The organism is Halorubrum sp. LN27, from assembly GCF_016635065.1.
GTDB classification, from domain to species: Archaea; Halobacteriota; Halobacteria; order Halobacteriales; family Haloferacaceae; genus Halorubrum; species Halorubrum salipaludis.
This window is the reverse complement of sequence record NZ_JAEPET010000001.1, coordinates 456,059-478,602: the sequence shown is the minus strand read 5'-3', so window position 1 is coordinate 478,602 and position 22,544 is coordinate 456,059. Positions and strand designations below refer to the sequence as shown.

Here is a 22,544-nt window from a genome sequence, read left to right as displayed (position 1 = left end):
CCCGCCACCGGAGCCGCGGAGCCCCCTCACAACCGTTCGCCGTCGTAGTGTCGCGCTTCCACGCGGCGGTCGAACAGCCGCGAGAACAGCGCGGTGAGAGGGCCCTCGACGCCCTCGCCGTCGCCGCCGACCGCGATGCCGTCGACCGTCTCGACGGGCCGGATCTCCCACGTCGAGTTGGTGAGAAAGACCTCGTCGGCCTCGCGCACCGCGTCCGGGGCGTACGTGCCCTCCTCGACCGGGATCTCCTCTTCCTCGGCGATCTCGATCACGGTGCGCCGCGTCACGCCCGGGAGGATCGGCCCGTCCAGCGAGGGGGTCTTGAGCGCGGTGCCGTCGACGAAAAAGAGGTTCGAGGTCGCCCCCTCGGCGACGTTGCCCGCCGGGTCGAGCATCAGCGCCTCGTCGGCCCCGGTCACGCGCAGCTCCAGCCGCGCGAGGATTCCGTTGAGGTAGTTGTGCGTCTTCGCGTCGGCCGGGAGCGCCCGCGAGTCGGGTTTGCGGGTCTTCGTCATCTGGAGCGCGGCGGGGCCGTCGTGGACCGGCTCCGAGTCGACGCCGCCGCGGGGGAGCGGCTTCGCGATCACGACGACGGTGGGGTCGACCTCGGGCCGCGGGTCGAGGGTGCCGGGCTGGACCCCGCGGGTGACGGAGAGCTTCACGTACGCGTCGGCGAGGTCGTTGGCCGCGAGCGTCTCGTCGATCCGGGCCTTCAACTCCGAGTCCGAGAGGCCGTGGTCGAGCCCGAGCGTCTCGCAGGTGTCCGCGAGCCGCGCGGCGTGGTCGTCCCACCGGAAGACCTCCCCACCGTACGCGCGCAGGGTCTCGAAGGCGGCGTCGCCGTAGGCGAACCCGCGGTCCTCGACGGAGACGGTCGCCTCCGAGGCGGGCACGATCTCTCCGTCGACGTGGTATCGAAGCTCCTCGCCCTCGCTCCCCGCACCGCCTCGTTCCTCACTCATTCCCGCACGCCTCCACGAAGTTCTCCACCATCGCCTTCCCGCGCGGCGTCAGGATGCTCTCGGGGTGGAACTGGACGCCGACGTGGGGCTTCTCGCGGTGGCGCACGCCCATCACGACCTCGCGTTCGTCCTCCGTGCGCGCGGTCTCCACCAGCTCGTCGGGGAGGTCCTCGCGCTCGACGCAAAGCGAGTGGTACCGCCCCACTCGGAGCCGGTCCGGGAGCCCGGCGAACACGCCCTCGCCGTCGTGGGCGATCGTCGACGGCTTCCCGTGGACGACTTCGGGCGCGTGACCCACCCGACTCCCGCGGCTGGCGCACAGCGCCTGGTGGCCGAGACAGACCCCGAACACGGGGCGGTCGAGCGCGAAGGCGTCGATCGAGACGCCGGCCTCCGCGGGGGTGCCCGGACCCGGAGAGACGACGACGCCGTCCGGATCGAGCGCCCGGATCCCGGCCAGGTCGACCGCGTCGTTGCGCCGCACCGCGACCGCGCCGGCGACCTCGCCGACGTACTGGACGAGGTTGTACGCGAACGAGTCGTAGTTGTCGACGACGAGGATCCGGGCCTCGGCGTCGCCCGCGCCGGAGCGCCAGCCGTCGCCGGCGCGGTCCTCGCCGACCTCGCGCGCCGCCTCGCCGCCCGTCATCGCTTGCCCTCCTCGACCGCCATCCCGCCCGCGGCGAGCGCCTCGTCGACCGCGGTCACGAGCGCCCGGGCCTTCGCGAGCGTCTCCTCGTACTCCGCGTCGGGCTCGGAGTCGTGGACGATCCCCGCGCCGACGCGGAGGTGGTACTCGGCCGCCCGCCGCACCAGCGTGCGGATGACAATGTTGAGCGTCGCCCGCCCGTCGAAGCCGGCCGCGAGCATCGAGCCGGTGTAGGGACCGCGCCGCGTCGCCTCCAGCTCGTCGATGATCTCCATCGTCCGCGGCTTGGGCGCGCCCGTGATCGTCCCGCCGGGGAAACACGCCGCGATCGCGTCGGCGAGGCCCACGTCCGGCCGCGCCTCCCCCTCGACCAGACTCACGAGGTGCATCACCTCGCTGTACCGGTCCACGCGGCGGTACTCCGCCACGTCGACGGTGCCGAACCGCGAGACCTTCCCGAGGTCGTTGCGCTCCAAGTCCACGAGCATGGCGTGTTCCGCGCGCTCCTTCGCGTCGCCGGTCAGCTCCGCCTCCAGGTCGGCGTCTGCCGCCGGCGTGTCGCCCCGCGCTCGGGTGCCCGCGATGGGCTCCGTGACGAGGCGGGCGCCCGAGTCGGGGTCCGGGCTCGGCTCGCGCTCCAAGAGCAGCTCCGGACTCGCGCTCACGAGGTCGACGCCGGACGGGGGATCGTCGCCGTCGGCGGCGTCGTTGCCGTCGCCCTCGCCGTCCTCGTTGTCGTTGTCTTCGCCGTCCTCGCCCGCCTCTCCCTCCCGCGAGAACTCGATCAGTCCGGAGTACGGCGCCGGGTTCACCCGCCGGAGCGCGTCGTACGCCTCGACCGGGTGGACCGCGGCCGGGGCGCGCAGCCGCTGGGAGACGTTCGCCTGAAAGGTGTCGCCGTCGCGGACGTACGCCTTCACCCGCCGGACCGCCTCGGCGTACCCCTCCCGTCCCGCGTCGCTCTCGAAGGTCGCCGTCGACGCGTCCGGGTCGGGAGCCGGACCGACCGCGGGGTCGCCCGACTCGATCCGGTCGATCAGGTCGGCCGCGCGGGACGCCCCCTCGTCGAAAACGCCGTCGAGCGCGTCGCGGTCCGCATCGGGGTCGTCGAGCCCCTCGGGGACCCGCGGGCAGGCGGTCACGCGGAGGGTGACGGCGTCGGCCGAGTCGTCGCCGTCCGCGGATACCGGACACTCCCACGCCGCCACCCGGTCGAAGAGGGCGACTTGGAGCCGCGGGAGCCCCCGGTCGTCGACCGCGCCGGGACCCGCCGGCGCCGGCTCCGGGAACGACTCCAGCTCGCGGGCGGCGTCGTACGAGAGCCACCCGAACGCGCCGCACGGATAGGGAACGTCGCAGTCGCCGCGCGCCAGAGTCTCGCCGTCGATCAGGCCCTCCAGCGCCGCGAGGGTGGGACTCGGACGCCGGTAGTCGCCGGCGGAGCCCTCCCCGTCCGCCCCGCCCGCCGCGACCGCCGCGTCCGCGGAGACGGTGAGCCGCTCCACCGGGTCGACGCCGAAGTACCCCCAGCCGGACTGGCCGCCGGTGGTCTCGTAGAAGACCCCGCCCGGCCCGTCGCGGGCGCGTCGGTAAGCCGCGAAGGGGTCGTCGACGGCGACCCGGCGCTCGACTGGGACGCGGGCGCCCGCGGGCGCCGCGGCGGCGACCTCGCGGAACCGGTCCCGGTCGGTGTGTACCGATCGCTGCATGCCTTCCGGTTCGGCGGCGCCGACGAAACAGTTGCGGTCGGCGGTGTCGGCGGCGACCGCGGAACCGGTCGCGGTCGCGGCGTCAGAACTCCTTGGCGCGGTCGATCCACGTCGCGGCCCGCTTCTCGCCGACGCTCGCTCCCTCGGCGACCGCCTCGGCGTCGGCTGCCGCCAGCTCCGCGACGGTCTCGATCCCGATCTCGGCGAGCCGCTCCGCGTAGGCCGGCCCGATCCCCTTCAGCTCCTCGACGTCGGCGCCCGCGTCGTCGCCGTCGACCGCGACCTCCTCCTCGCCGGTCTCCGCGGCCTCCGCCGGCTCGGCCGCCTCGTCCGGGTCCTCGGCGGCGGCCTCCTCGTCGACCATCGACTCGGTCGAGGCGGCCGCCTCCGTCTCGGTTGCGACCGGTTCGTCGACGCTCGGTTCGTCGTCCGACTCCTCGTCCGCCGCGTCGTCGGCGCCGTCCGTCGGTTCCGGTTCCGCCTCCGGCTCCGGCTCATCGTCCGATTCCGCCTCCGACTCCGGTTCGTGCTCGACGGTCACTTCCGGGTCCGTCTCCTCGCGTTCGGCGCGACCGCTCCCGAACCCGAGCTTCTCTTTGATCTTCTGCAGTAGGGCCATCGTCGGCAGGTACGAACGTCGGATATTTAAAAGCCGTCGCCGCCGGAGCGCTCGTCGCTCCCGTCAGCGCGACGGTCCCACCTATCGCCGCCCCTCTGCCGACCGCGTCCCGCCGGTTTATAAGGATCACCGGCGCGTACGGGTGGTATGAACGCTCTCAACCCGGTCATGTGGTCGGTCCACGTCGCCTTCGCGGTGCTGTGGACCGGCGGCGTGTTGTTCGTGGCGCTGGCGGTGCTTCCGCCCGCGCTCCGCGGCGAGATCGACGGCGGCGCCCTCGGATCGATCGTCGGCCGGCTCCGGTGGATCAGCCGGATCGCCGCGCTCGCCTTCATCGCCACCGGCGGCCACATGGCGGGCACGCTGTACACCTTCGAGTCGCTCACCGGGAGCGCCCGCGGCTACCTCGTGGTGACGATGATCGTCCTGTGGTTCCTGATCACCGGCCTCGTCGAGGTCGGCAGCGGGAAGCTCCTCGACGGGATCGACGCCGGGAAGCTCCGCGAGCCCGCCCGCGACGCGAAACCGTTCCTCTACGGCGCCGCCGGACTCTCGGTGGCGCTCATCGTCGCGGCCGGCCTGCTCGCGAGCCCGACGCTGTTCTGAGGCGGTCGCGGACCGCTCGTTTTCCGATCGATTACTCCAACTCCGCCCGCAGCGCCGCGTTCATCGTCTCGACCGGCGCGTCGGCGCCGGTCCAGATCTCGAACGCCTCGACGCCCTGGAACAGCAGCATCCACGCCCCGTCGATCGCCGTCGCGCCCGCGTCCGCCGCCTCCCGCAGGAGCCGGGTCTCGATCGGCGCGTACACCGCGTCGAGCACGGCGAGGTCGCCGTGGAGGTGGTCTGCGGGCACCGGCGTCGCCTCGGGCTCGTCCATCCCGACGCTGGTCGCGTTGACCAGCACGTCGGCGCCGGCGACGCGGTCGCCCAGGTCGTCGAGCCCGCCGCCGGTCGCGCCGGGGACCGCCTCGGCCAGCTCGACCGCGCGCTCCGCGGTGCGGTTCGCGACGTGGACCGTCGCGCCCGCGTCGGCCAGCGCGAACGCGCCCGCCCGGCGCCGCCCGCCCCGACGACGACCGCGTCGCGCCCGTCCAGCTCGACGCCGTGATGAGAGAACGCGCGTTTCACGCCCGCGGCGTCCGTGTTGTGGCCGCGCGGGCGGTCGGCGTCGCCGTCGCGGACCGGCGCGAAGTCGACCGTGTTGACCGCCCCGATCCGTTCGGCGAGCGGCGCGGGATCGACCGCCTCCAGCGCGTCCTCCTTGAACGGGACCGTGACGTTGAGCCCGGCGACCCCGAGCGCGCCGGCGCCCTCGATCGCCGCGGCGGCGTCGTCGGGATCCGGTTCGAACGTCACGTAGCGCGCGTCGATTCCGAGCGCCCCGTAGCCGGCCTCGTGCATCGGCGGCGACAGCGAGTGACCGACCGGGTTCCCGATCAGTCCGTACACGTCCATGCCCGCCCACGCGGCCGCGACCGACTAAAGAGGCGCGGTCGCCCAGAGCGACCCCGAGAAACTGGGGCACGGTCGGCTCATCCACGCCGTGCGCCTCACTCCCCGTCCGTCTCGCGGTCCGCGTCGATCACGTCCTCCAGCGTCTCCGTGCCCACGTCGCTCGCGACCTTGACGCCCGCGAGCGAGACCACGATACCGCCGACGATGAACGCCGCGAGCTGCTGGACCGGGGTGACGGCGACGCCGGCCAGCTCGAACGGGTCGAGGATCGCCTCCTGCGCGAGGAAGTAGCCGGCGAACCCTCGGACGACGAGGGCGACCGCGGCGATGACGAAGGGGAGGTTGAGGTACGGCGTCCGGATCCCCTCGTCGCGGATCAGCTCGTCGAGCAGCCGCCCGACCGCCGCGGTCACGCCCGCGACCGCGAACCACGGGACCGCCGCGTAGACGAACTCGACCGCCCCCACGAGCCCCGGGGCGTCGCCCAGGTCCGACGCGGAGAGCACGCCGAAGAAGCCGCCGACCAGCGCGAGCCCCCCGGCGACCACGTAGGTCACGATCGACACCTGGCCGGCGTACAGCGCCTCGCGGACACGCTCCGGCATCCCCGCGACGAACCGGTCGATCGCGAGCCCCTTGTATAAGAGCGCGGCCCCGAGCAGCCCGGCGACGCCCGCGACCGCCTCGGCCGCGGAGAACCGGTAGAACAGCGCCGGCAACAGCAGCAGCGCCACGCCGAACGGGACGAGGATCGTCGACCGGAGCTGCTCGTCGGCGAGGAACTGCTTGAGCAGGTAGTAGGTCGACTCGATGTCGCGGGCCTGTCGGACCACCACGCGGTCGACGGAGTCGACCGGGATCCGTGACTCGACGATCGGGAGCACCTGCTCGTCCTCGGCGGAGTCGACGACCGCGATCGCGGCCCGGGGGTCGTAGCGGTCCACGAGGTCGTCGAGCTGGGCCGCGATCGAGCGGTCAGCGCCGACCGCGCTGTCGCTCTCGGCCGACACGACCGCGACGACCGCCTCCTCGCGCTCGTCGCGGAGGTCGCGGGCGACCCGCAGCGATTCGAGCAGGCAGTTGACGCTGGCGTCCTCCGGGTCGCTCAGCCCGGCGTCCGTGACGAGCGAGCGGACCGCCTCCCAGCCGGCGACCGGCATCGGGACGTTGGTGGCCCGCCCGATCGCCCCGGACCGGTCGATACAGATGACCAGCGTCGTCACGTTTCGACCCTCTATCCGCCCGGATAAAAAGCTCCCCGTCGCGGGGATCGCGGGAACCGACTCGGGTTACCGCAGCTCGACGTCCACGTCGCCGCCCTCGCTCGCGAACACGCTCGCGACGCCGCTCCCGGCCGCGTACGCGACGCGCTCGGCGCCGATCCCGAGCCGCTCGGCGATCCCCCGCTCCGGCGTGAATTCGCGGACCTCCGGCTCCGCGCCGATCAGCGCTTCGAGCCGGTCCTCCACGTCGTCCTCGGTGCCGAGCTCGTCGACGAGGCCGATCTCGGCCGCGTCGCTGCCGAGGTAGACCCGCGCTTCCGTCTCCCGGATCGCCTCCGGGTCCATGTCCCGACCCTCGCTGACCGTCTCGACGAACTGCTCGTAGTAGCCGTCGATGATCCCCTGGAGGTACTCGCGCTCGTCCTCCTCGATCTCCCGGAGGGGAACGCCGGCGTCCTTGTACTCGCCGGCGGTGAACTGCTCGTAGGAGATGCCGAGCTTGTCGGCGAGCCCGGCCGCGTTCGGCCGGGAGCCGACGACGCCGATCGAGCCGACGAGGCTCGCGTCGCGCGCCCACAGCTCGTCGCAGCCGCTCGCGATCCAGTAGCCGCCGGACGCGCAGGTGTCGGTGGCGTACGCCAGCGTGGGGCCGTCGAAGTCGGCCGCCGCGCGCCGGATGTCGTCGCTCGGGAGCACCTCGCCGCCCGGGGTGTTGAGCTCGACGACGAGCGCCTCCACGTCCTCGTCCTCGTCGGCCGCCTCGATCTGTTCGACCACGTCGTCCGCGGTCGTCCCGCCCGGTCCCGAGAGGGGGGACGGGCGGCCGGCGTCGCGGGTGATCGGTCCCGAGACCCTCACCTTCGCCGCGTTGTACTCCTCCGCGTCGCCGAATCGACCGCGGGTGAGTCGAGCGATGAGCCGCTTGCCGGCCATCGTCGCGGTCGCGCCCACCACGGCGGCCGCGAAGAGACGCTTCCCGTTCGAGCGGGGGTTGCCTTCCATGCCTCCGATTACGCGCGTGGCCGTTTATAAGCTGTCGACGGCGCGCGCCTCGTCGCGGGCGGCGTCGCAGACCTGCCTCGTCGCGGCGGCGACCCAGCGCGACGCGGCCGGTGGCGCTCCGCGCTCCATAGCGGAGTTTTTGTAGCCCTGTACTGACCGACTCACAAGGATGGCAGAGAGCGAGGACGAGAACGCGTTCGTCGAGTACGGTATCAACGATAAACCCCCGCTCGGGAAGTCGCTCCTCCTGGGCGCCCAGCACTACCTCACGATGGTGGGCGCGAACATCGCCGTCCCCCTCATCCTCGCCGGCGCGATGGGGATGCCGGACGCGGTCATTCCCCGCTTCGTCGGCACGTTCTTCGTCGTGTCGGGAATCGCGACCCTCGCGCAGACGACGTTCGGCAATCGCTACCCGATCGTGCAGGGGGCGCCGTTCTCGATGCTCGCGCCCGCACTGGCGGTCATCGGCGTCGTGACGGCGAACCCGCCGGAGGGGATCGTCGCTTGGCGGGCGGCGCTCCTCCAGCTCCAAGGCGCGATCATCGTCGCCGCGCTCGCCGAGGTCGCGATCGGCTATCTGGGACTCGTCGGCCGGCTGCGAAGGTACCTCTCACCGGTCGTCATCGCGCCGGTCATCGCGCTCATCGGACTGTCGCTGTTCAACTCCCCCGACATCGCGACGGCGGATCAGAACTGGTGGCTCCTCGGGCTGACGCTGGTCGCCATCGTGTGGTTCTCGCAGTACCTCGGCGACGCGCACACGATCTTCCGACTGTTCCCGGTCCTGCTCGGTATCGTCGTCGCGTGGGCGATCGCCGCGGCCCTCTCGGCGCTCGGGGTCTTCGCACCCGACGCGCCCGGCTACATCGACCTGGCGAGCGTCGCCGCGGCCGACCCGGTCTACCCCATCTATCCGCTCCAGTGGGGCGTCCCGACCGTGACGCCGGCGTTCGTCATCGGGATGCTCGCCGGCGTCGCCGCCTCGATCGTCGAGTCCATCGGCGATTACCACGCCGTCGCCCGCCTCTCCGGGATGGGGGCGCCAAGCAGCGAGCGCATGAGTCACGGCATCGGCATGGAGGGACTCATGAACGTCTTCTCCGGGCTGATGGGCACCGGCGGGTCGACCTCCTACTCGGAGAACATCGGCGCCATCGGCCTCACCGGCGTGGCCTCGCGCTACGTCGTCCAGATCGGTGCCGCGCTCATGATACTCGTCGGCTTCGTCGGCTACTTCGGCCAGCTCGTCGCCACGATCCCCGGCCCGATCATCGGCGGCCTCTACGTCGCGATGTTCGGTCAGATCATCGGCGTCGGCGTCTCGAACCTCAAATACGTCGACCTCGACTCGTCGCGGAACATCTTCATCATCGGCATCTCGCTCTTCTCCGGACTGGCCGTTCCGGAGTACATGCGGAGCGTCGGGAGCGCGAACGCCTTACAACAGGGACTGGCCGAAAGCTTCCTCGTCGGCCCCCTCCTCGGGGCCGACGTCGTCGCGAACACCGTTTACGTCATCGGAACGACGGGGATGGCCGTCGGGGGACTCGTCGCGCTCGTCCTCGACAACACCATCGACGGGACGGCCACGGAGCGCGGCCTCGCCGCGTGGGAGGACGCGACCGAATCCGACGCCGACTTCGACTCCGCTTACGAGCGCTTCTTCGGGTGAGAAACCGGTCCGGGCGGGCTGAGGTCGTTCGAAGCGGGCCTCCTCGAACCCGACCGAGCGCGACGACCTCGCCGGAGTCCGGTTCGTCGAAGGGCACCCGCGGGCCCTGAGCCGACCGCTCTTCCGCGAGCCGGTCGCTGGGGGCCTCTCGAAAGAACCGCAGAAAATCGATTGGACCGAACTACAGCAGGCCGGTCTTCTGCAGCTTCATCAGGTCCTCGGTGTCGAGCGTCTCGCCCTCCTTGAACTTCTGGTAGATCTCCTCGGCCTCTTCCTTCTCCTCCTCGCGCTTCTCGGCGCGCTCGTCCTTGCGCTCCTCCTCCTCTTCCTTGTCGAGCTCGCGCAGGCGCTTCTGGACGCGCACGAAGTCCTCGTGGTGCTGGTCGGCGGCCTCCTGGGCCTCGACGAACAGCTCGTGCATCTCGTCGGCCTCGTCCCGGATGTCGTCGGCCTCGCGGTAGGCCTCGATCATCTGGTTGTGGTGCTCCTGGGCCTTGTCGGCGAGCTCCGTCACCTTCTGGTGGTGCTGGGACGCCTCGGAGCGGACCTCCTCGGCCTCCTCGACGAGCTCGTCGAGCTCGCTGGTGTCGTCGACCTTCTCCTTCTTCTCGGCGAGCTTCTCGCGCTTCTCGTCGATCTTCTCGATGAGCTCGCGCTCGTCCTCGGCGTCGAGGACCTCCGTCTGCTGACGGAACTCGAGGTCCTCGATCTCCTCTTTGAGCTCCTCGATGGACTTGCCGGAGCCGAGCTCCATGTCCGATTTGAGCTCCTCGACCTCGTCGAACAGCTCGTTGGCCTCGGCGTTGAGCTCGTTGCGCTTGTCCTTGTGCTCCTGGACCTGCTCGTTGAGCTCGTCGCGCTTCTCGCGGTGTTCCTGGGCCTCGTCGACCTTCTCGCGCGTCTTCGCGTTGAGGTCGTCGCGCTTGGAGGCGCGCTCGGAGGCCATCTGGTTCAGCTCGTTGCGTCGGTCTCGCAGCTGACCGGCGCGTTTGATGAGCTGACCCTTCGACCCGTTCTCAAGGTCGTCCTCAGAAAGGTCCACGTTGTCCGCCTCGTCCATCGCCTCGATATCGTACTGTTCGATGACTTCTTCTTTCGTTACCATTTTTTATCTCTCCATCACCGCTCCGGGGATGGCGAGCGCTCGCCGTCGTGCGTCGAGCCGTTCACAAGAGCTCCCGTTCATTTCAGCGTGCGATCCCACCAGCGCCGGAGGCGTTCTGGTACCAGATCCTACCACGGGCCGACATATAAAGACTTCGGTGAATCGAGTGTAAGACGGTAGCACGGACCGTCTACTCCCGGATCCGTGATTAACGATCACACACCTATCGCTCCGTATCAGCCGTCCCCGACCTCGTACGAGAGCACGATCCCGTCGTCGAGCCGCTCGGTGTCGACCAGATCGAGCCGCGGAAACGACTCGGTGAACCCCTCGCCGTCGGCGAGGGTCGGCGCGTCCCGGCCGCCGATCACCATCGACCCCACGTAGGCGTGGAGCTCGTCGACGACGCCGGCCTCGAAACACGAGTAGATCACCTCGCCGCCGCCCTCGACCATCAGCCGGTCGATCCCGCGCTCCGCCAGCGCGTCGATCCCCGCGGCGAGGTCGACGTGGTCCGCTTCACCGTCGGATTCGTCGGCTCCGCCCTCGACCACCACGACCTCGGCGCCGGCGGCATCGAGCGCCTCGCGTCGCTCCTCCGGGGCGGCCGCGGAGACGAGCAGGTAGGTCGTCGCCGCGTCGTCGAGGATCCGGGCGTCGGTCGGCGTCCGCCCGGTCGAGTCGACGACGACGCGGGCGGGGTTGCCGGGGCGGCCGTTCCGGAGGCGCTCGACGCGGCGGTCCTCCTCGTCGAGCGTGAGGTGCGGGTCGTCCGCGAGGACGGTCCCGACCCCGACCAATACCGCGTCCGCGGCCGCCCTGACGCGGTCGACCCGGTCGAAGTCCTCCGGGCCGGATATCCGGAGCTGCTCCCGGCGTCGGGTCGCGAGCTTCCCGTCGACGCTCTGGGCCGCGTTGACGACGACGTGCATACCCGAGGGTCACGCGGGCGGGGAATGGTCGTTTCGGTCGGCGTTTCGGCTGACTGCGAGTCGGTCGCTCCGCCCTACTCGGTGACCCACAGCCCCGCGGTCACGCCCGCCGCAAGCGCCAGGGCTCCGGCGAGCAGGCCGAACGCGGGCCGGAAGCCGGACGCGTCGGCGACGGCGCCCACGGTCGCGGGGGCGAGCGCGCCGGCCGCCATCAGCAGGGTGCGGACCACGCCGAGCCCGCCGCCGGCCAGCCGGTCGGGGAGCGCCTCGATCAGGTACGCGCCCCGGACCGGGCGGAACCCGTGCGAGCCGAGCCCGAACGCGACGACGAGTCCCCCGAGGGCGACCGGTCCCGCCGCCGCGAAGGCGACGACGCCGACGAGCGACGACGCCGCCAGCGCGAGCGCGGCGACCATCACGGGGAACCGGCCGAGGCGGTCGGAGAGGTCCCCGGAGACGAGCTGGACGAAGGTGACCGCGAACAGCGCGGAGTACAGCAGGTTCGCGGTCGCGCTCGACAGCCCGCCGGCCCGCGAGAGGTACAGCGGGAGGAAGGCGACGGCCCCGTTGTACGCGAACGAGCCGGCGACCGTCGCGAACACGAACGCCCCGAGCCGCCGGTCCTCGAACAGCGCGAGGTAGTCGCGCGCGTCCGGCGTCGGGCCGTCGCGCTCCGGGCCGCGGTCGGCGTCGGCCGGGAGTCGCTCCGGGACGCGGAGCGAGAACGCCGCCGCTAGCGCGAGCGCCGCGGCGCCCGTGACGACGAACAGGCCGCGCCCCGCGCCCGGGAGCCGCGCGAGGAGCGCGGCGAGGGCGGGCGGCGCGGCGACGAAGAGGGTGACCGCCGCCGGCGCGGCCACCCCGCCCAGCGCGCCGAGGGTGTCGTGGGCGCCGAGCGCGCGTCCGGTCCGGACCGGGTACACCCGCGAGAGCAGCCGCACCGCGACCGTCTTGTGCGCGCCCGTCCCCGCGCCGATCACGAGCATCACCGCCGCCAGCACCGCGAAGGGGGTGTCGACGACCAGCGAGAGGGCGCCGACGCCCGCCACGGCCGCCCCCGCCGCGATCACCCGAACCGCGCCGACCCGGTCGGCGATCGCCCCGCTCGGGAACTGGAGGAGGGCGTAGACGGCCATGAAGCCCGAAAAGGCCGCGCCGACCGCGGCGTTGCTCACCCCGTAGCTCGCCTGCAGGGGCTCGAACAGCGGCGGGAACGCGTACCGGACGAACTTCCCGAGGAACCAGATCAGGGCCGTTAGCACGAGCACGTCGTACTCCCGGGCCCGGCCGAGGTTCATCGACCATGGGTTCCGCGGTGACGCGTATAAACGGACGGAACCGCCCGAATGGTGCCGGTCGTCGATCGGCGAGGACCCGGTGAGGACGACAGCTTATAAACGGATGCGGTGGCGCGTGCCTGCGAGTGGCCGCCGAAGGCGGCCGCGAGTCAGCACGCGCGAGGGAGCGGCGACCGGAGGGAGCCGCGAGGCTGGGGAGGTGTGAGGTGCGGGGCGGTGCTGTGCGGGGTGGGACTCAAAGGGGCAGTCGCGAGGACGAAGCACGACGACGTAAGTACCGCAGGGAGCGAGCAGCGCGAGCGACCGAGGAACGCAACGAGTCGCGCGAGTCCTCGCGGCTGGGGCTTTGGAGATGTTCCCTGCCGAGTCATCGCTCATGTACAGCCGAGCGGCTAGGGCTTTGGCGGTGTTCACCGTCGGTCCGGAGTCGACCACGCGGGTACGCTTCACGTACGGGGTCGACACCGTTTTCTCGCCGACCGCCGATCCACCGAGCGTGTCCGACCCAACCGCGCACCACGTCGGGATCACCGTCGCCGACCTCGACCGCGCCGTCGACTTCTACACCGAGACGTTCGACCTCGACCCCCTCTCAGAGTTTGCCGTCGGCGGCGAGGCCTTCGCCGAAGCGGTCGCCGTCGAGGGCGCGTCGGCCGCGTTCGCGCACCTCGACGCCGACGGGGCCCGCGTCGAGCTCGTCGAATACGACCCCGCGGGCGACGGGGACGCCGACCCGGAACTGAACCGCGCCGGCGCGACGCACCTCGGGCTGTCGGTCGACGACGTCGAGGCGTTCTACGACGGCCTCGACGACGACGTTGAGACGCTGAGCCCGCCGCGGACCACCGAGAGCGGGACGACGATCCTGTTCGTCAGGGACCCGGAGGGGAACCTGATCGAAGTGCTCGACGCCTGAGAGGTGCGGAGTCGGCGACGACTACGGTCTCACTTCACCTTCGTGCCCGGCCCGGCGTCCTCGTAGGTCGTGAGGAGGTCGGCCTCCTCGCCGGCGGCCAGCACCATCCCGTTCGACTCGACGCCGAACAGCTCGGCCTTCTCCATGTTCGCGAGCACGACGACCTTCGTGCCGGGCAGCTCGTCGACATCGTGGAGCTGCTTGAGCCCCGCGACGATCGTCCGGGTCTCGGCGCCGAGGTCGACGCCGAGCTTCAGGAGGTCGTCGGCGCCCTCGATGCCCTCCGCCTCCTCGATCCGGCCGATCCGGATGTCCAGTTCCTGGAAGTCGTCGAAGCTGATTCGGTCGTCGCTGAGGGGTTCGATGTCGGTCATGTCGTCGGTGTCGTCTGTGGTGTCGGTCTCGTCGTCGCTCTCGTCGCCATTCTCACCGTCGTCGCCGTCGTCCTCCGCGTCGGCGACGCGCGCTTCGAGCTTCTCGTTGAGCGCCTCGACGCGCTCGTCTTCGATCTGCTCGAACAGCTCCGTCGGCTCCGCGAGGTCGCCGGCGGGGCCCTCGCGGGCCGCCTCGACGGTGGCCTCGTGGACCGAACCGTCCTCGCCGAGCTGGTCCCAGAGGCGCTCGGCCTTCTCGGGCGCGATCGGCTCGAACAGGACCGCGATCGCCTTCGCGATCGCGACGCAGTCGTGGATGACCTGTTCGGCCTCCTCGGGGTCGTCGTCCACCAGGTTCCACGGCTCGCTCCGCTGGATGTACTCGTTGCCGAACCGGGCGAGGTCGGTGACAGCGTCGCCGACCGCGCGCACGGAGTAGTCGTTGACGGCGGCCTCGAAGTCGGCGATCGCCTCCTCGATCCGCTCGTCGACCTCCTCGCTCGTCGCGTCCGAGATCGGCGCGTCGTCGTAGTTTCGGTGGGCGAAGAGGAGGGATCGGTAGAGGAAGTTCCCGACGGTCCCCACCAGTTCGGTGTTGACGCGGTCGCGGAACTTCTCCCACGAGAAGTCCACGTCCTGCTGGAACCCGCCGTTGGTCGCGAGGTAGTAGCGCAGCGGGTCCGGGTGGAACCCCTCGTCGAGGTACTCGTCGGCCCAGACCGCGCGGTCGCGGCTCGTCGAGAACCCCTTGCCGCCGAGGGTGACGAAGCCGCTCGCCATCACGGCGCGGGGCTCGGCGTGGCCGGTCGCCTCTAACATTGCGGGCCAGAAGATCGTGTGGTGCTGGATGATGTCGCGGCCGATCACGTGAACGATCTCGCCGCCCTCGGGGTGGGCGTCGCTCGCGCCCTCTTTCCAGGCCGCCTCCCAGTCGAAGGCGTCGGCGCCGACGCGCTCGGAGTACTGCTTCGTCGAGGCGATGTACTCGATCGGCGCGTCGACCCAGACGTATAAGACGAGGTCCTGCGGGTTCTCGCCGGGATACTCCACACCCCAGTCCATGTCCCGCGTGATACACCAGTCCTGGAGCCCCTGCTCGATCCACTCGCGGGGCTGGTTCCGGGCGTTCGAGGTCCCCTCCAGCCGGTCGAGGAAGTCGGAGAGGTACTCGGCGAACGCCGAGACCTCGAAGAACTTGTGGGTGCGCTCGCGGTACTCCGCGGGGTTGCCCGTGATCGTCGACTCGGGGTCCTCGACCTCGCCGGGTTCGAGGTGGCGCTGGCACCCCTCGTCGCACTCGTCGCCGCGGGCGTGCGCGCCGCAGTACGGGCAGGTCCCCTCGACGTACCGGTCCGGCAGGTACTGGTCGTCGACGGGGTCGTACGCGACCATGATCTCCTTCTCGTAGAGGTGGCCGGCCTCGTCGAGGTCGCGCACCAGCTCCTGAGTGAGCTCCGTGTTCGTCTCGTCGTGGGTGTGCCCGTAGTTGTCGAACTCGACGTTGAACTTCGGGAACGTCGCGGCGTACCGCTCGTGCCAGTCGAGCGCGAACTCTTCGGGGGAGACCCCCTCCTGCTCGGCGTTGACCGCGACGGGGGTGCCGTGCATGTCGGAGCCGGAGACGAACGCGGTCTCCTGACCGAGTCGTTCGAGCGCGCGCCGGTACACGTCGCCGCCGACGTAGGTGCGGAGGTGACCGATGTGGAGGTCGCCGTTGGCGTACGGCAGTCCACAGGTCACCACCGCCGGATCGTCGGTGGGGAAGTCGTCGTGGCTCATGTGTGTGTATGTCGTGTGTCGGTCGATCGGGTCTAAAGCCCCCTGATTTCCGGGTGAGATCGAGACGGGCCGGATCGAGATGGGCCGGATCGAGACGGGTCGGCCGGGCCCGCGGGAAACCGCCGCCGATCAGCGACGCGGTCTTCTACGCGACTCCTCGGCGACGGTGCCGAGGCGCCCCTCAGGGGTCCATCGGTCGTTCGACGCGACCGGTGATCCGGTCCGGATCGAGCCGGTAGAGCTCGAACTCCACCTGGCTCGTCGGCTCGCCGAAGACGTCGACTATCGGTATCCGTCCCGTCCGTTCGAGCCCCGCGAGCGACTCCGCGGAGATGGACTCGTCCGTCGTCGACACCAGCCGACCGCTCCCCACAACGCTCATCCACCGGCCGTCGCGTTCCCCGTAGGTGACGAACGTGACGCCGCGATCCGTGGGGTCCGCCTTCTCGCTGCCGGCTCCGACGGCGAGTCGGAAGTAAAACACCGCCTCGACCGGGTCGTACCCGTACGAAACCGGGACCGAGTGCGGTGAGTCGTCGGCGCCCGTCGACAGGGAGAGCACTCCCGTTCCCGACCGCCCGAGGAACTCGTCGCGCTCGTCGTCTCCCATCCGAACCGCGTCGGGACCAGTCATACGCGCGATTGGACGGGCACGATAATGAAGGTCCGCCACGGACCGCGGGCGGAAGGGAAGCGCGTCGCTCCGGCGCGTCTCTCACACGATCGCTCGGACGACCCGCGCCGCGTCGGCCGCGGTGGGCGCGAGCACGTAGACGATCGGCTCGACGCCGACCGCGCCCGTCTGGTAGAGCACGAGGGTCCCGTCGGCGTCGTCGCCCGAGCGCTCCGCGTCCCGGAGGTCGGCCGCGCCCGCCTCGGAGACCGCGTCGGCGACCGCCTCGCGGGTCGGGGCCTCGGGGTCGAACTCCACGGTCGGATGCGACTCCGCGAGCGCCGCGACGGTGTCGGGATCGTACCGGATGTTCACGGCGCCGCGAGCGGTCGCGCCGGCCTCGCGCGCGGCGAGCAGGACCGTCGCGACGTGCTCGCTCACGCCGAACTCGGGCTCGCCAGGGACCATCGCCTGCCCCTTCACGTCGACGAGGCGCCCGGGCACGGCCGCCACGTCGTCGATCGTCCGCGCGCCGTCGAGGCACTCGGCGACGTTGGCGCCGACGTTCGGGATGAGCCCGGCGAAGCCGGAGGCGTTCGTCAGGGTGCGGAGCCCGCGCCGGACCGAGGAGAGGACGCGCTCGCGCTCGCGGAGCCCGCTGTCGGGGTCGTGGACCGAGAACTCCACCTCCGCGTCGGCGAGCGCGGGCATCGCCTCCTCGTGGAGGTCCGCGAGGAGGTCTCCCTCCTCCAGCCGCCGGATCAGCACCTCGATCTCGACGAGCGCCGCAACCGGGGTCATCTCCCTCGCCGCGAGCCCCTCGCCCACGCGCTCGACGAGCTCGCGGACGCGCTCGTCGGCGACGATCCGGTCGTGGCGGGCCACGTCGCCGTGGGCGTACTTCGAGACGGCCGACTGGGAGATGCCGAGCGCGTCGGCGACCTCGCGCTGGGTGAACCCGCGGTCGCGGAGGTCCTCCGCCAGCATCGAGCGCACCGTCGGGAGGAACTCGTCGACGACGACCTCCTCGATGAACTTCATGCGTCGTCCCCCTTCGCGTCGGCCGCGTCTCCCTTCGTCTCGTCCCCCTTCGCGCCGGCCGCGTCGAACTCCGGATCGGAGCCGATCCGGGAGGCCTGCGGGCCGTCCTGGTCCTGGTACTTCGAGCCGCGCTCGACCCCGTAGGGCCGGTTCGCGGGCGACTTGAGCTCCGTGAAGATGAGCTGCGAGACGCGCATCCCGGGCGTGAGCGCGACGGGCGCGGTGCCGAGGTTCGACAGCTCGAGCGTGATCTGCCCTTTGTACCCCGGATCGACGATCCCCGCGGTGGCGTGGATGACGATCGCGAGCCGTCCGAGCGACGACCGGCCCTGCACCGTCGCGAGCAGGTCCGGCGGGATCTCGACGCGCTCCGTGGTCGTCCCGAGCACGAAGTCGCCCGGGTGCAGGATGAACTCCTCGCCCTCGGGAACGGTCGTCTCCGTGACGTACTCGCCGACCTCGTCGGCTTCCGTGGGATGGATACAGGGGATGTTCGTGCGCTGGAACTCTAAGAATCGCTCGCCGAGCCGCAGGTCGACGCTCGCGGGCTGGACCTGCTGGTCGACGTCGTCGAGCGGCTCGACCACCAGGTCCCCGTCCGCGAGCCGGTCGAGGATGTCCGCGTCCGAGAGGATCATGTCGGGAGAGGGGCCCCGACCGGCTTAAAAACTCCCGAATCCGCGGACGGTCAAACGCGAGCCGGAGCGTCACCGACCGTCACACTGCCGCGATCAGGAACCCGAGCACCGCGAAGCCGCCCGCGACCGCACCGGCGACCCCCCGATCGAGGTCGTGGTACGCCTCCAGCCCGCCGACGACCACGACCCACTGGACCGCGATCACGACCGCGGAGGCAGCCAGGAGCGGCCCCTGCATCGCCGAGATCGCCGCGACGAGCTCGTTCGCGATCGCCTCCATCGTTGTCCCCTGAACCGTCGTCGTCGCGAGCCCGTACCAGATCGCGGCGAGGCCGGCGACCAGCCGGGGCAGTTCCGCGGCGATCGCCCACGCAGCGATGGCGAACGAGTCGCCGACCGACCCCGATCCCCCCGCGAGGCGCGCCCCGCCGTGGAGCGCGAGCGCGAAGACCGCCCACCAGATCGGCACGCCGATCAGCGCGTAGCCGACGTAGCCGTCCGCCGCACTCCGAAGCTCCTCGCCGACGTCGACATCGACCCGCTCCGGCTCGTCGCACCGCTCGGCGACGAGCGAGCCGTCGTCCTCGCCGAACGCCTCGCAGGTCGCCTCCGGCGGGCGGTCGGGGTTGTCGACCGTCACCTCGCGGTCGATCGTCGCGTCGAAGGCGGCGCCGAGCGCGACGACGCCGACGGCCGTCGCGACCGTGACGAGGACGACGACGCCGACGGTGAGCGCGTGCCCGCCCGTGTCGAGCTGACGGAAGCCGGCGCGGGAGCGATCGAGGAGGCCACCGACGAGTCTGGCGGGGAGGGCGAGCGGGGAGGGCATACGCGGGGGATCAGTGAGCTCCGACAAGTGTCTTGTCCGTCGATCGCTTCAGACGGGTGACTGCGACTCGTTATAAACGAACACTGCGGTGGCGCGTGCCTCCGAGCGTCCCGCCGAAGGCGGCCGCGAGGAGCACGCGCGAGGGAGTCGGTCGCCGGAGCGAAGCGGAGGCGACCGACGAGGCTGGGGAGGTGTGAGGTGCTGTGCGGTTGCGGTCGGGCGGGACTCAAAGGGGCAGCCGCGAGGCGGGCGCAGGCGTTCACGAGAGCAGAGCTCTCGTGAGCCAATCAGAACGCTTCGCGTTCTGATGACGACGCAAGCACCGCAGGAACGAGCAACGCGAGTGACGAGGAGCGTGGTTCGAAACGGCGGAGCCGTTTCGTCATCACGAGACGCCTTCGGCGTCTCGAACGACAGCGAGCGTGCGCCCGACCCGCGGCTGGGGCTTTGGAGGTGTTTGTGTTCGATCTGACCTTATAAACAGCGTACGGCCGAGCGGCTGGGGCTTTGGAGGTCTCACCCGCGTCAATCAGCGATTTATAAGCAACCACGTCGTCGTACGGCCGAGCGGCTGGGGCTTTGGAAATGTTCGTCGTCGATCGGCAGTCAAGCACTTATAAACGGCCAACCGATTCGTCGCGATCGCTCTCAGTTATTAGTACCGTCCGCCCGAACCCCTACCAAATGAGCCGCAACGACGAGGTCGCCGGTCTCTTAGAGGAGTTCGCCGACCGGCTCGAAGCGACGGGCGTCGAGTACAAGCCGACCGCCTACCGCCGCGCCGCGGAGAACGTCCGCGAGCACACCGCGCCGATCGAGAACCTCGCCGGCGAGGGCGAGGACGCGGTCGCCGAGATCGACCGCGTCGGCGACGCGATCGCCGCGAAGATCGTCGAGTACTTCGAGACCGGCGCGATCGAGGAGCTGGAAGCGCTCCGCTCGGAGCTGCCGGCCGACATCGAGGCGCTGACCGCGGTCGAGGGCGTCGGCCCGAAGACGGTCGGGAGCCTCTACGAGGCGCTGGGGGTTACCACACTCGACGAACTGGAGGAAGCAGCCGAGGCGGGCGAGATCCGCGAGGTCTCCGGCTTCGGCGCGAAGACCGAGGAGAACATCCTCGACAACATCCCGTTCGCGCGCGAGGCCCGGAAGCGCACCCGCCTCGGCGACGCCCGCCCCGTCGCGGACGCCGCGCTGTCGTACCTCGGCGACCTCGACGCCGTCGCGTCGGCCGAGGTGTGCGGCTCCATCCGGCGCTGGAAGGACACCATCGGCGACGTCGATCTTCTCGTCGCCAGCGACACCCGCGAGCCGGTGATCGAGGCGTTCACCGACTGGCCCGAGGCGGACGCGACGATCGAGGCCGGCACCGGGAAGGCGAGCGTCCGCGCGAGCGGCACCCGGGTGGACCTCCGGGTCGTCGACGGCGACGAGTTCGGGGCCGCGCTCCAGTACTTCACCGGCTCGCGCGCCCACAACGTCGCGGTGCGCAACCGCGCGATCGACCGCAGCCTGAAGCTCAACGAGTACGGCCTGTTTGACATCTCCGACGTCGACGACCCCGACGCCGGCCAGCGCGTCGGCGAGCGCGTCGCAGGCGCGACCGAGGACGGCGTCTACGAGGCGCTCGACATGGAGCCCGTCCCGCCCGAGCTCCGCGAGGACAACGGCGAGGTCGCGGCGGCCGCGGACGGCGACCTCCCCGACCTCGTCGAGACAGACGAGATCCGCGGCGACCTCCACACCCACACCGACTGGTCGGACGGCGGGTTCTCGATCGCGGAGATGATCGAGGCGGCCGCGGAGCGCGGCTACGACGTGCACGCGGTCACCGACCACGCCGCCGGACCGGGAATCTTCGGGAACACCGGGCTCGACGAGGCCGAGATCGCGGAGCAGGCCGAGGCGGTCGCGGAGGCGGCGGAGGAGGCGGCGGCGGACGTCGAGGTCCTCCACGGGGTCGAGGCCAACATCGACGCCGAGGGGGCGATCACCACCGACGACGAGACGCTCGCCGACCTCGATATCGTCGTCGCCTCGCCGCACTCCGCGCTGGGACAGGACTCCGACGCCGCCACGGAGCGGCTGATCCGGGCGGTCGAACACCCGCACGTCGACGTCCTGGGTCACCCGACCGGCCGGATCATCAACAGCCGGCCGGGGATCGCGCCGGACATCGAAGCCGTCGTCGAGGCCGCCGCGGCCGCCGGCACCGCGATCGAGGTGAACGCGAACCCGGCCCGGCTCGACGCCGACGGCGACATGGTCCGGGCCGCGATCGACGCGGGCGCCGCGATCGCGGTCGACACCGACGCGCACGCGCCCCGCGAGCTCGACAACGCCCGGTACGGGGTCCACACCGCGCGGCGCGGCTGGGCCGAGACGGCGGACGTGCTCAACGCGCGTTCGGCCGGGGAGATCCGGGCGTTCCTCGACGGCTGATGCCGACCGACGGGTCGGCCGGCGACGACGAATCGCCCCCGCGCGTCCTCCTCGACGTGATGTGCGGCACGCTCGCGACCTACCTCCGGATGTGCGGCTACGACGCCGCCTACGCGCTCGATCGTGAGATCGAGGACGACGACCGGCTCCTGTCGGTCGCGGCCGCCGAGGACCGGACCCTGATCACCCGTGACCGCGAGCTCGCGGCGCGCGCCGAGCGCGGCGACGGGACCGACGCCGTCCTCCTCGCGGAGCGCGACGTGCTCGACCAGCTGCGCGAGGTCGCCGACGCCGGGTACCCCGTCGAACTCGCCGACGAGCCGACGCGCTGCGGCGCCTGCAACGGGCCCGTCGAGCGCGTCCCGGATTCGGACCCGGACACGGGCGACCCGGACCCCCCGGAGTACGTCCCCGACGACGTGGGGGCGGCGGCGGCCGGCGCCTCCGAGCGCGACGCCGACGTCCGCCCCGCGTGGCGCTGTCGCGACTGCGGGCGCTGGTTCTGGAAGGGGAGCCACTGGGAGTCGGTCGCCGCGCGGCTCGACGCGGTCTGATCTCTCGGCTACCGCCGGCCACCCCCGACCGCGCCGCCGAGCGAAACCGGTTTGCCCGCGACCCGCCTACGGGCTCGCAATGGACCGCGAGCAGGCCGTCGCCCGGCTGGAGACCCTCGTCGACCGCGTCGAACGCGAGACCATGCCGGTCCCCGTCCGCGAGGTGTGGGCCTTCGGCGACGTGGCGCTCGGGCTCGATCCGGTCGAGCGGCTCGACGTGTACATCACCAAGGACGTGATCATGGGCGGCGACACGGAGGCCGCCGCGGACTTCGCGGCCGAGTACGGCGTCAAAGGGGTCGGCACCTCCGTGCGCGCCGAGTGGGCCGAGGCGCACCCCGACCGCGTCCGGACGAGCGACAACGGGTACGCCGCGCCCGAGAAGTGCCTCGCGGCCGAGCTCGTCGCCGCGGACGAGCCGATCCACCTCGAAGTGTGTAACGCGAGCTTCGAGGACAACGTGCGACAGCGCCTGAAGGGGGCGCTCGCCCGCGACGCCTACGAGGAGGTGCTCGACCCGCGCGGCGTCTGCCTGTGGGTCGACGGCACCCGCGACGCGGAGGCGTTCGACCGGCTCCGCGAGGCCTCGCTCGCGATGCCGACGCTCCCGGCCGCGCTCGGGATGCTCGGCGCCGACGAGGACGTGGCCAACGAGGCCGCCGACGTGCTCAAACGACAGCGCACCGAACAGGAGGGGTCGTCGGTGCGCGGCGACATGGTCTGATC

The 22,544-nt window shown here is 71.4% G+C and carries 20 protein-coding genes and 1 pseudogene; 6 read left to right on the top strand and 15 right to left on the bottom strand.

Annotated features, from left to right (window positions below; genetic code table 11):
* Positions 1–26 precede the first annotated feature (26 nt).
* The 4 genes from JIN95_RS02300 to JIN95_RS02285 all read right to left on the bottom strand — a co-directional run bounded on the left by JIN95_RS02300 (position 27) and on the right by JIN95_RS02285 (position 3,939).
* Positions 27–962 carry an aminotransferase class IV gene (locus tag JIN95_RS02300; protein ID WP_200530402.1) on the bottom strand — a complete coding sequence of 312 codons (936 nt, stop codon included), beginning with the start codon at positions 960–962 and terminating at the stop codon, positions 27–29.
* Entirely contained in the window at positions 955–1,611 is a 657-nt protein-coding gene (locus tag JIN95_RS02295) for an aminodeoxychorismate/anthranilate synthase component II (RefSeq protein WP_200530401.1), read from the bottom strand. Before JIN95_RS02295 ends, JIN95_RS02300 begins: the two co-directional genes overlap by 8 nt.
* Positions 1,608–3,320: an anthranilate synthase component I family protein gene (locus tag JIN95_RS02290; protein WP_095636329.1), complete on the bottom strand. Its 1,713-nt coding sequence runs from the start codon at positions 3,318–3,320 to the stop codon at positions 1,608–1,610. The genes JIN95_RS02295 and JIN95_RS02290 overlap by 4 nt, the downstream gene beginning before the upstream one ends.
* An 82-nt stretch (positions 3,321–3,402) precedes the next feature.
* Positions 3,403–3,939, bottom strand: coding sequence for a helix-hairpin-helix domain-containing protein (locus JIN95_RS02285; protein ID WP_200530400.1), 537 nt, complete (start codon positions 3,937–3,939; stop codon positions 3,403–3,405).
* 147 nt (positions 3,940–4,086) lie between these two features.
* Between JIN95_RS02285 and JIN95_RS02280 the strand changes: the two genes are divergently transcribed.
* Positions 4,087–4,545 carry a transporter gene (locus tag JIN95_RS02280; RefSeq protein WP_095636327.1) on the top strand — a complete coding sequence of 153 codons (459 nt, stop codon included), beginning with the start codon at positions 4,087–4,089 and terminating at the stop codon, positions 4,543–4,545.
* A gap of 31 nt (positions 4,546–4,576) precedes the next feature.
* On the opposite strand, the pseudogene JIN95_RS02275 reads toward JIN95_RS02280, so the two are convergent.
* The 3 genes and pseudogenes from JIN95_RS02275 to sppA form a co-directional block, all read right to left on the bottom strand.
* Positions 4,577–5,397, bottom strand: a pseudogene (locus JIN95_RS02275) (shikimate dehydrogenase).
* A 95-nt stretch (positions 5,398–5,492) separates the two neighbouring features.
* On the bottom strand, positions 5,493–6,620 hold the full coding sequence (locus JIN95_RS02270) for a DUF373 family protein (RefSeq protein ID WP_095636325.1): 1,128 nt from the start codon (positions 6,618–6,620) through the stop codon (positions 5,493–5,495).
* A 66-nt stretch (positions 6,621–6,686) separates the two neighbouring features.
* Positions 6,687–7,622 carry a signal peptide peptidase SppA gene (gene sppA / locus JIN95_RS02265; RefSeq protein WP_095636324.1) on the bottom strand — a complete coding sequence of 312 codons (936 nt, stop codon included), beginning with the start codon at positions 7,620–7,622 and terminating at the stop codon, positions 6,687–6,689.
* 169 nt (positions 7,623–7,791) lie between these two features.
* On the opposite strand from sppA, the gene JIN95_RS02260 reads away from it, so the two are divergent.
* Positions 7,792–9,297, top strand: a complete 1,506-nt coding sequence (locus JIN95_RS02260; RefSeq protein WP_095636323.1) for a solute carrier family 23 protein — start codon at positions 7,792–7,794, stop codon at positions 9,295–9,297.
* A gap of 181 nt (positions 9,298–9,478) precedes the next feature.
* On the opposite strand, the gene JIN95_RS02255 is transcribed toward JIN95_RS02260, so the two are convergent.
* The 3 genes from JIN95_RS02255 to JIN95_RS02245 form a co-directional block, all read right to left on the bottom strand.
* Positions 9,479–10,402: a coiled-coil protein gene (locus JIN95_RS02255; protein ID WP_095636322.1), complete on the bottom strand. Its 924-nt coding sequence runs from the start codon at positions 10,400–10,402 to the stop codon at positions 9,479–9,481.
* A gap of 236 nt (positions 10,403–10,638) precedes the next feature.
* Entirely contained in the window at positions 10,639–11,334 is a 696-nt protein-coding gene (locus JIN95_RS02250) for a 2,5-diamino-6-(ribosylamino)-4(3H)-pyrimidinone 5'-phosphate reductase (RefSeq protein WP_200530399.1), read from the bottom strand.
* 74 nt (positions 11,335–11,408) lie between these two features.
* A complete protein-coding gene (locus JIN95_RS02245; protein ID WP_200530398.1) occupies positions 11,409–12,632 on the bottom strand; it encodes an MFS transporter in 1,224 nt (407 codons plus the stop codon).
* Positions 12,633–13,128: 496 nt separating this feature from the next.
* Here JIN95_RS02245 and JIN95_RS02240 point away from each other — a divergent pair, with 496 nt between their 5' ends.
* The gene (locus JIN95_RS02240) at positions 13,129–13,548 is read left to right on the top strand and encodes a VOC family protein (RefSeq protein ID WP_200530397.1); all 420 of its coding nucleotides are present in this window, start codon (positions 13,129–13,131) and stop codon (positions 13,546–13,548) included.
* Positions 13,549–13,577: 29 nt separating this feature from the next.
* On the opposite strand, the gene metG is transcribed toward JIN95_RS02240, so the two are convergent.
* The 5 genes from metG to JIN95_RS02215 all read right to left on the bottom strand — a co-directional run bounded on the left by metG (position 13,578) and on the right by JIN95_RS02215 (position 18,822).
* Positions 13,578–15,701, bottom strand: a complete 2,124-nt coding sequence (gene metG / locus JIN95_RS02235; RefSeq protein ID WP_200530396.1) for a methionine--tRNA ligase — start codon at positions 15,699–15,701, stop codon at positions 13,578–13,580.
* Positions 15,702–15,882: 181 nt separating this feature from the next.
* Positions 15,883–16,335, bottom strand: coding sequence for a pyridoxamine 5'-phosphate oxidase family protein (locus JIN95_RS02230; RefSeq protein ID WP_095636317.1), 453 nt, complete (start codon positions 16,333–16,335; stop codon positions 15,883–15,885).
* 81 nt (positions 16,336–16,416) lie between these two features.
* On the bottom strand, positions 16,417–17,355 hold the full coding sequence (locus tag JIN95_RS02225; protein WP_200530395.1) for a thiamine-phosphate synthase family protein: 939 nt from the start codon (positions 17,353–17,355) through the stop codon (positions 16,417–16,419).
* Positions 17,352–17,993 (bottom strand): dCTP deaminase, encoded by a 642-nt coding sequence (dcd, locus tag JIN95_RS02220; protein WP_200530394.1) that lies wholly within the window; start codon positions 17,991–17,993, stop codon positions 17,352–17,354. Before dcd ends, JIN95_RS02225 begins: the two co-directional genes overlap by 4 nt.
* 79 nt (positions 17,994–18,072) lie before the next feature.
* Positions 18,073–18,822 carry a YIP1 family protein gene (locus tag JIN95_RS02215; protein WP_200530393.1) on the bottom strand — a complete coding sequence of 250 codons (750 nt, stop codon included), beginning with the start codon at positions 18,820–18,822 and terminating at the stop codon, positions 18,073–18,075.
* 684 nt (positions 18,823–19,506) lie between these two features.
* On the opposite strand from JIN95_RS02215, the gene polX reads away from it, so the two are divergent.
* The 3 genes from polX to JIN95_RS02200 all read left to right on the top strand — a co-directional run bounded on the left by polX (position 19,507) and on the right by JIN95_RS02200 (position 22,542).
* Positions 19,507–21,264 carry a DNA polymerase/3'-5' exonuclease PolX gene (polX, locus tag JIN95_RS02210; protein ID WP_200530392.1) on the top strand — a complete coding sequence of 586 codons (1,758 nt, stop codon included), beginning with the start codon at positions 19,507–19,509 and terminating at the stop codon, positions 21,262–21,264.
* Positions 21,264–21,818, top strand: coding sequence for a Mut7-C RNAse domain-containing protein (locus JIN95_RS02205; protein WP_200530391.1), 555 nt, complete (start codon positions 21,264–21,266; stop codon positions 21,816–21,818). The genes polX and JIN95_RS02205 overlap by 1 nt, the downstream gene beginning before the upstream one ends.
* Positions 21,819–21,897: 79 nt before the next feature.
* Positions 21,898–22,542 carry a hypothetical protein gene (locus tag JIN95_RS02200; protein WP_200530390.1) on the top strand — a complete coding sequence of 215 codons (645 nt, stop codon included), beginning with the start codon at positions 21,898–21,900 and terminating at the stop codon, positions 22,540–22,542.
* Positions 22,543–22,544: the final 2 nt, after the last annotated feature.

Bases quoted from the DNA above. Each gene is read 5' to 3' on its own strand.
- JIN95_RS02300 (WP_200530402.1), bottom strand. From the start codon at position 962: ATGAGTGAGGAACGAGGCGGTGCGGGGAGCGAGGGCGAGGAGCTTCGA.
- JIN95_RS02295 (WP_200530401.1), bottom strand. From the start codon at position 1,611: ATGACGGGCGGCGAGGCGGCGCGCGAGGTCGGCGAGGACCGCGCCGGC.
- JIN95_RS02290 (WP_095636329.1), bottom strand. From the start codon at position 3,320: ATGCAGCGATCGGTACACACCGACCGGGACCGGTTCCGCGAGGTCGCC.
- JIN95_RS02285 (WP_200530400.1), bottom strand. From the start codon at position 3,939: ATGGCCCTACTGCAGAAGATCAAAGAGAAGCTCGGGTTCGGGAGCGGT.
- JIN95_RS02280 (WP_095636327.1), top strand. From the start codon at position 4,087: ATGAACGCTCTCAACCCGGTCATGTGGTCGGTCCACGTCGCCTTCGCG.
- sppA (WP_095636324.1), bottom strand. From the start codon at position 7,622: ATGGAAGGCAACCCCCGCTCGAACGGGAAGCGTCTCTTCGCGGCCGCC.
- JIN95_RS02260 (WP_095636323.1), top strand. From the start codon at position 7,792: ATGGCAGAGAGCGAGGACGAGAACGCGTTCGTCGAGTACGGTATCAAC.
- JIN95_RS02255 (WP_095636322.1), bottom strand. From the start codon at position 10,402: ATGGTAACGAAAGAAGAAGTCATCGAACAGTACGATATCGAGGCGATG.
- JIN95_RS02250 (WP_200530399.1), bottom strand. From the start codon at position 11,334: ATGCACGTCGTCGTCAACGCGGCCCAGAGCGTCGACGGGAAGCTCGCG.
- JIN95_RS02245 (WP_200530398.1), bottom strand. From the start codon at position 12,632: ATGAACCTCGGCCGGGCCCGGGAGTACGACGTGCTCGTGCTAACGGCC.
- metG (WP_200530396.1), bottom strand. From the start codon at position 15,701: ATGAGCCACGACGACTTCCCCACCGACGATCCGGCGGTGGTGACCTGT.
- JIN95_RS02230 (WP_095636317.1), bottom strand. From the start codon at position 16,335: ATGACTGGTCCCGACGCGGTTCGGATGGGAGACGACGAGCGCGACGAG.
- JIN95_RS02225 (WP_200530395.1), bottom strand. From the start codon at position 17,355: ATGAAGTTCATCGAGGAGGTCGTCGTCGACGAGTTCCTCCCGACGGTG.
- dcd (WP_200530394.1), bottom strand. From the start codon at position 17,993: ATGATCCTCTCGGACGCGGACATCCTCGACCGGCTCGCGGACGGGGAC.
- JIN95_RS02215 (WP_200530393.1), bottom strand. From the start codon at position 18,822: ATGCCCTCCCCGCTCGCCCTCCCCGCCAGACTCGTCGGTGGCCTCCTC.
- polX (WP_200530392.1), top strand. From the start codon at position 19,507: ATGAGCCGCAACGACGAGGTCGCCGGTCTCTTAGAGGAGTTCGCCGAC.
- JIN95_RS02205 (WP_200530391.1), top strand. From the start codon at position 21,264: ATGCCGACCGACGGGTCGGCCGGCGACGACGAATCGCCCCCGCGCGTC.
- JIN95_RS02200 (WP_200530390.1), top strand. From the start codon at position 21,898: ATGGACCGCGAGCAGGCCGTCGCCCGGCTGGAGACCCTCGTCGACCGC.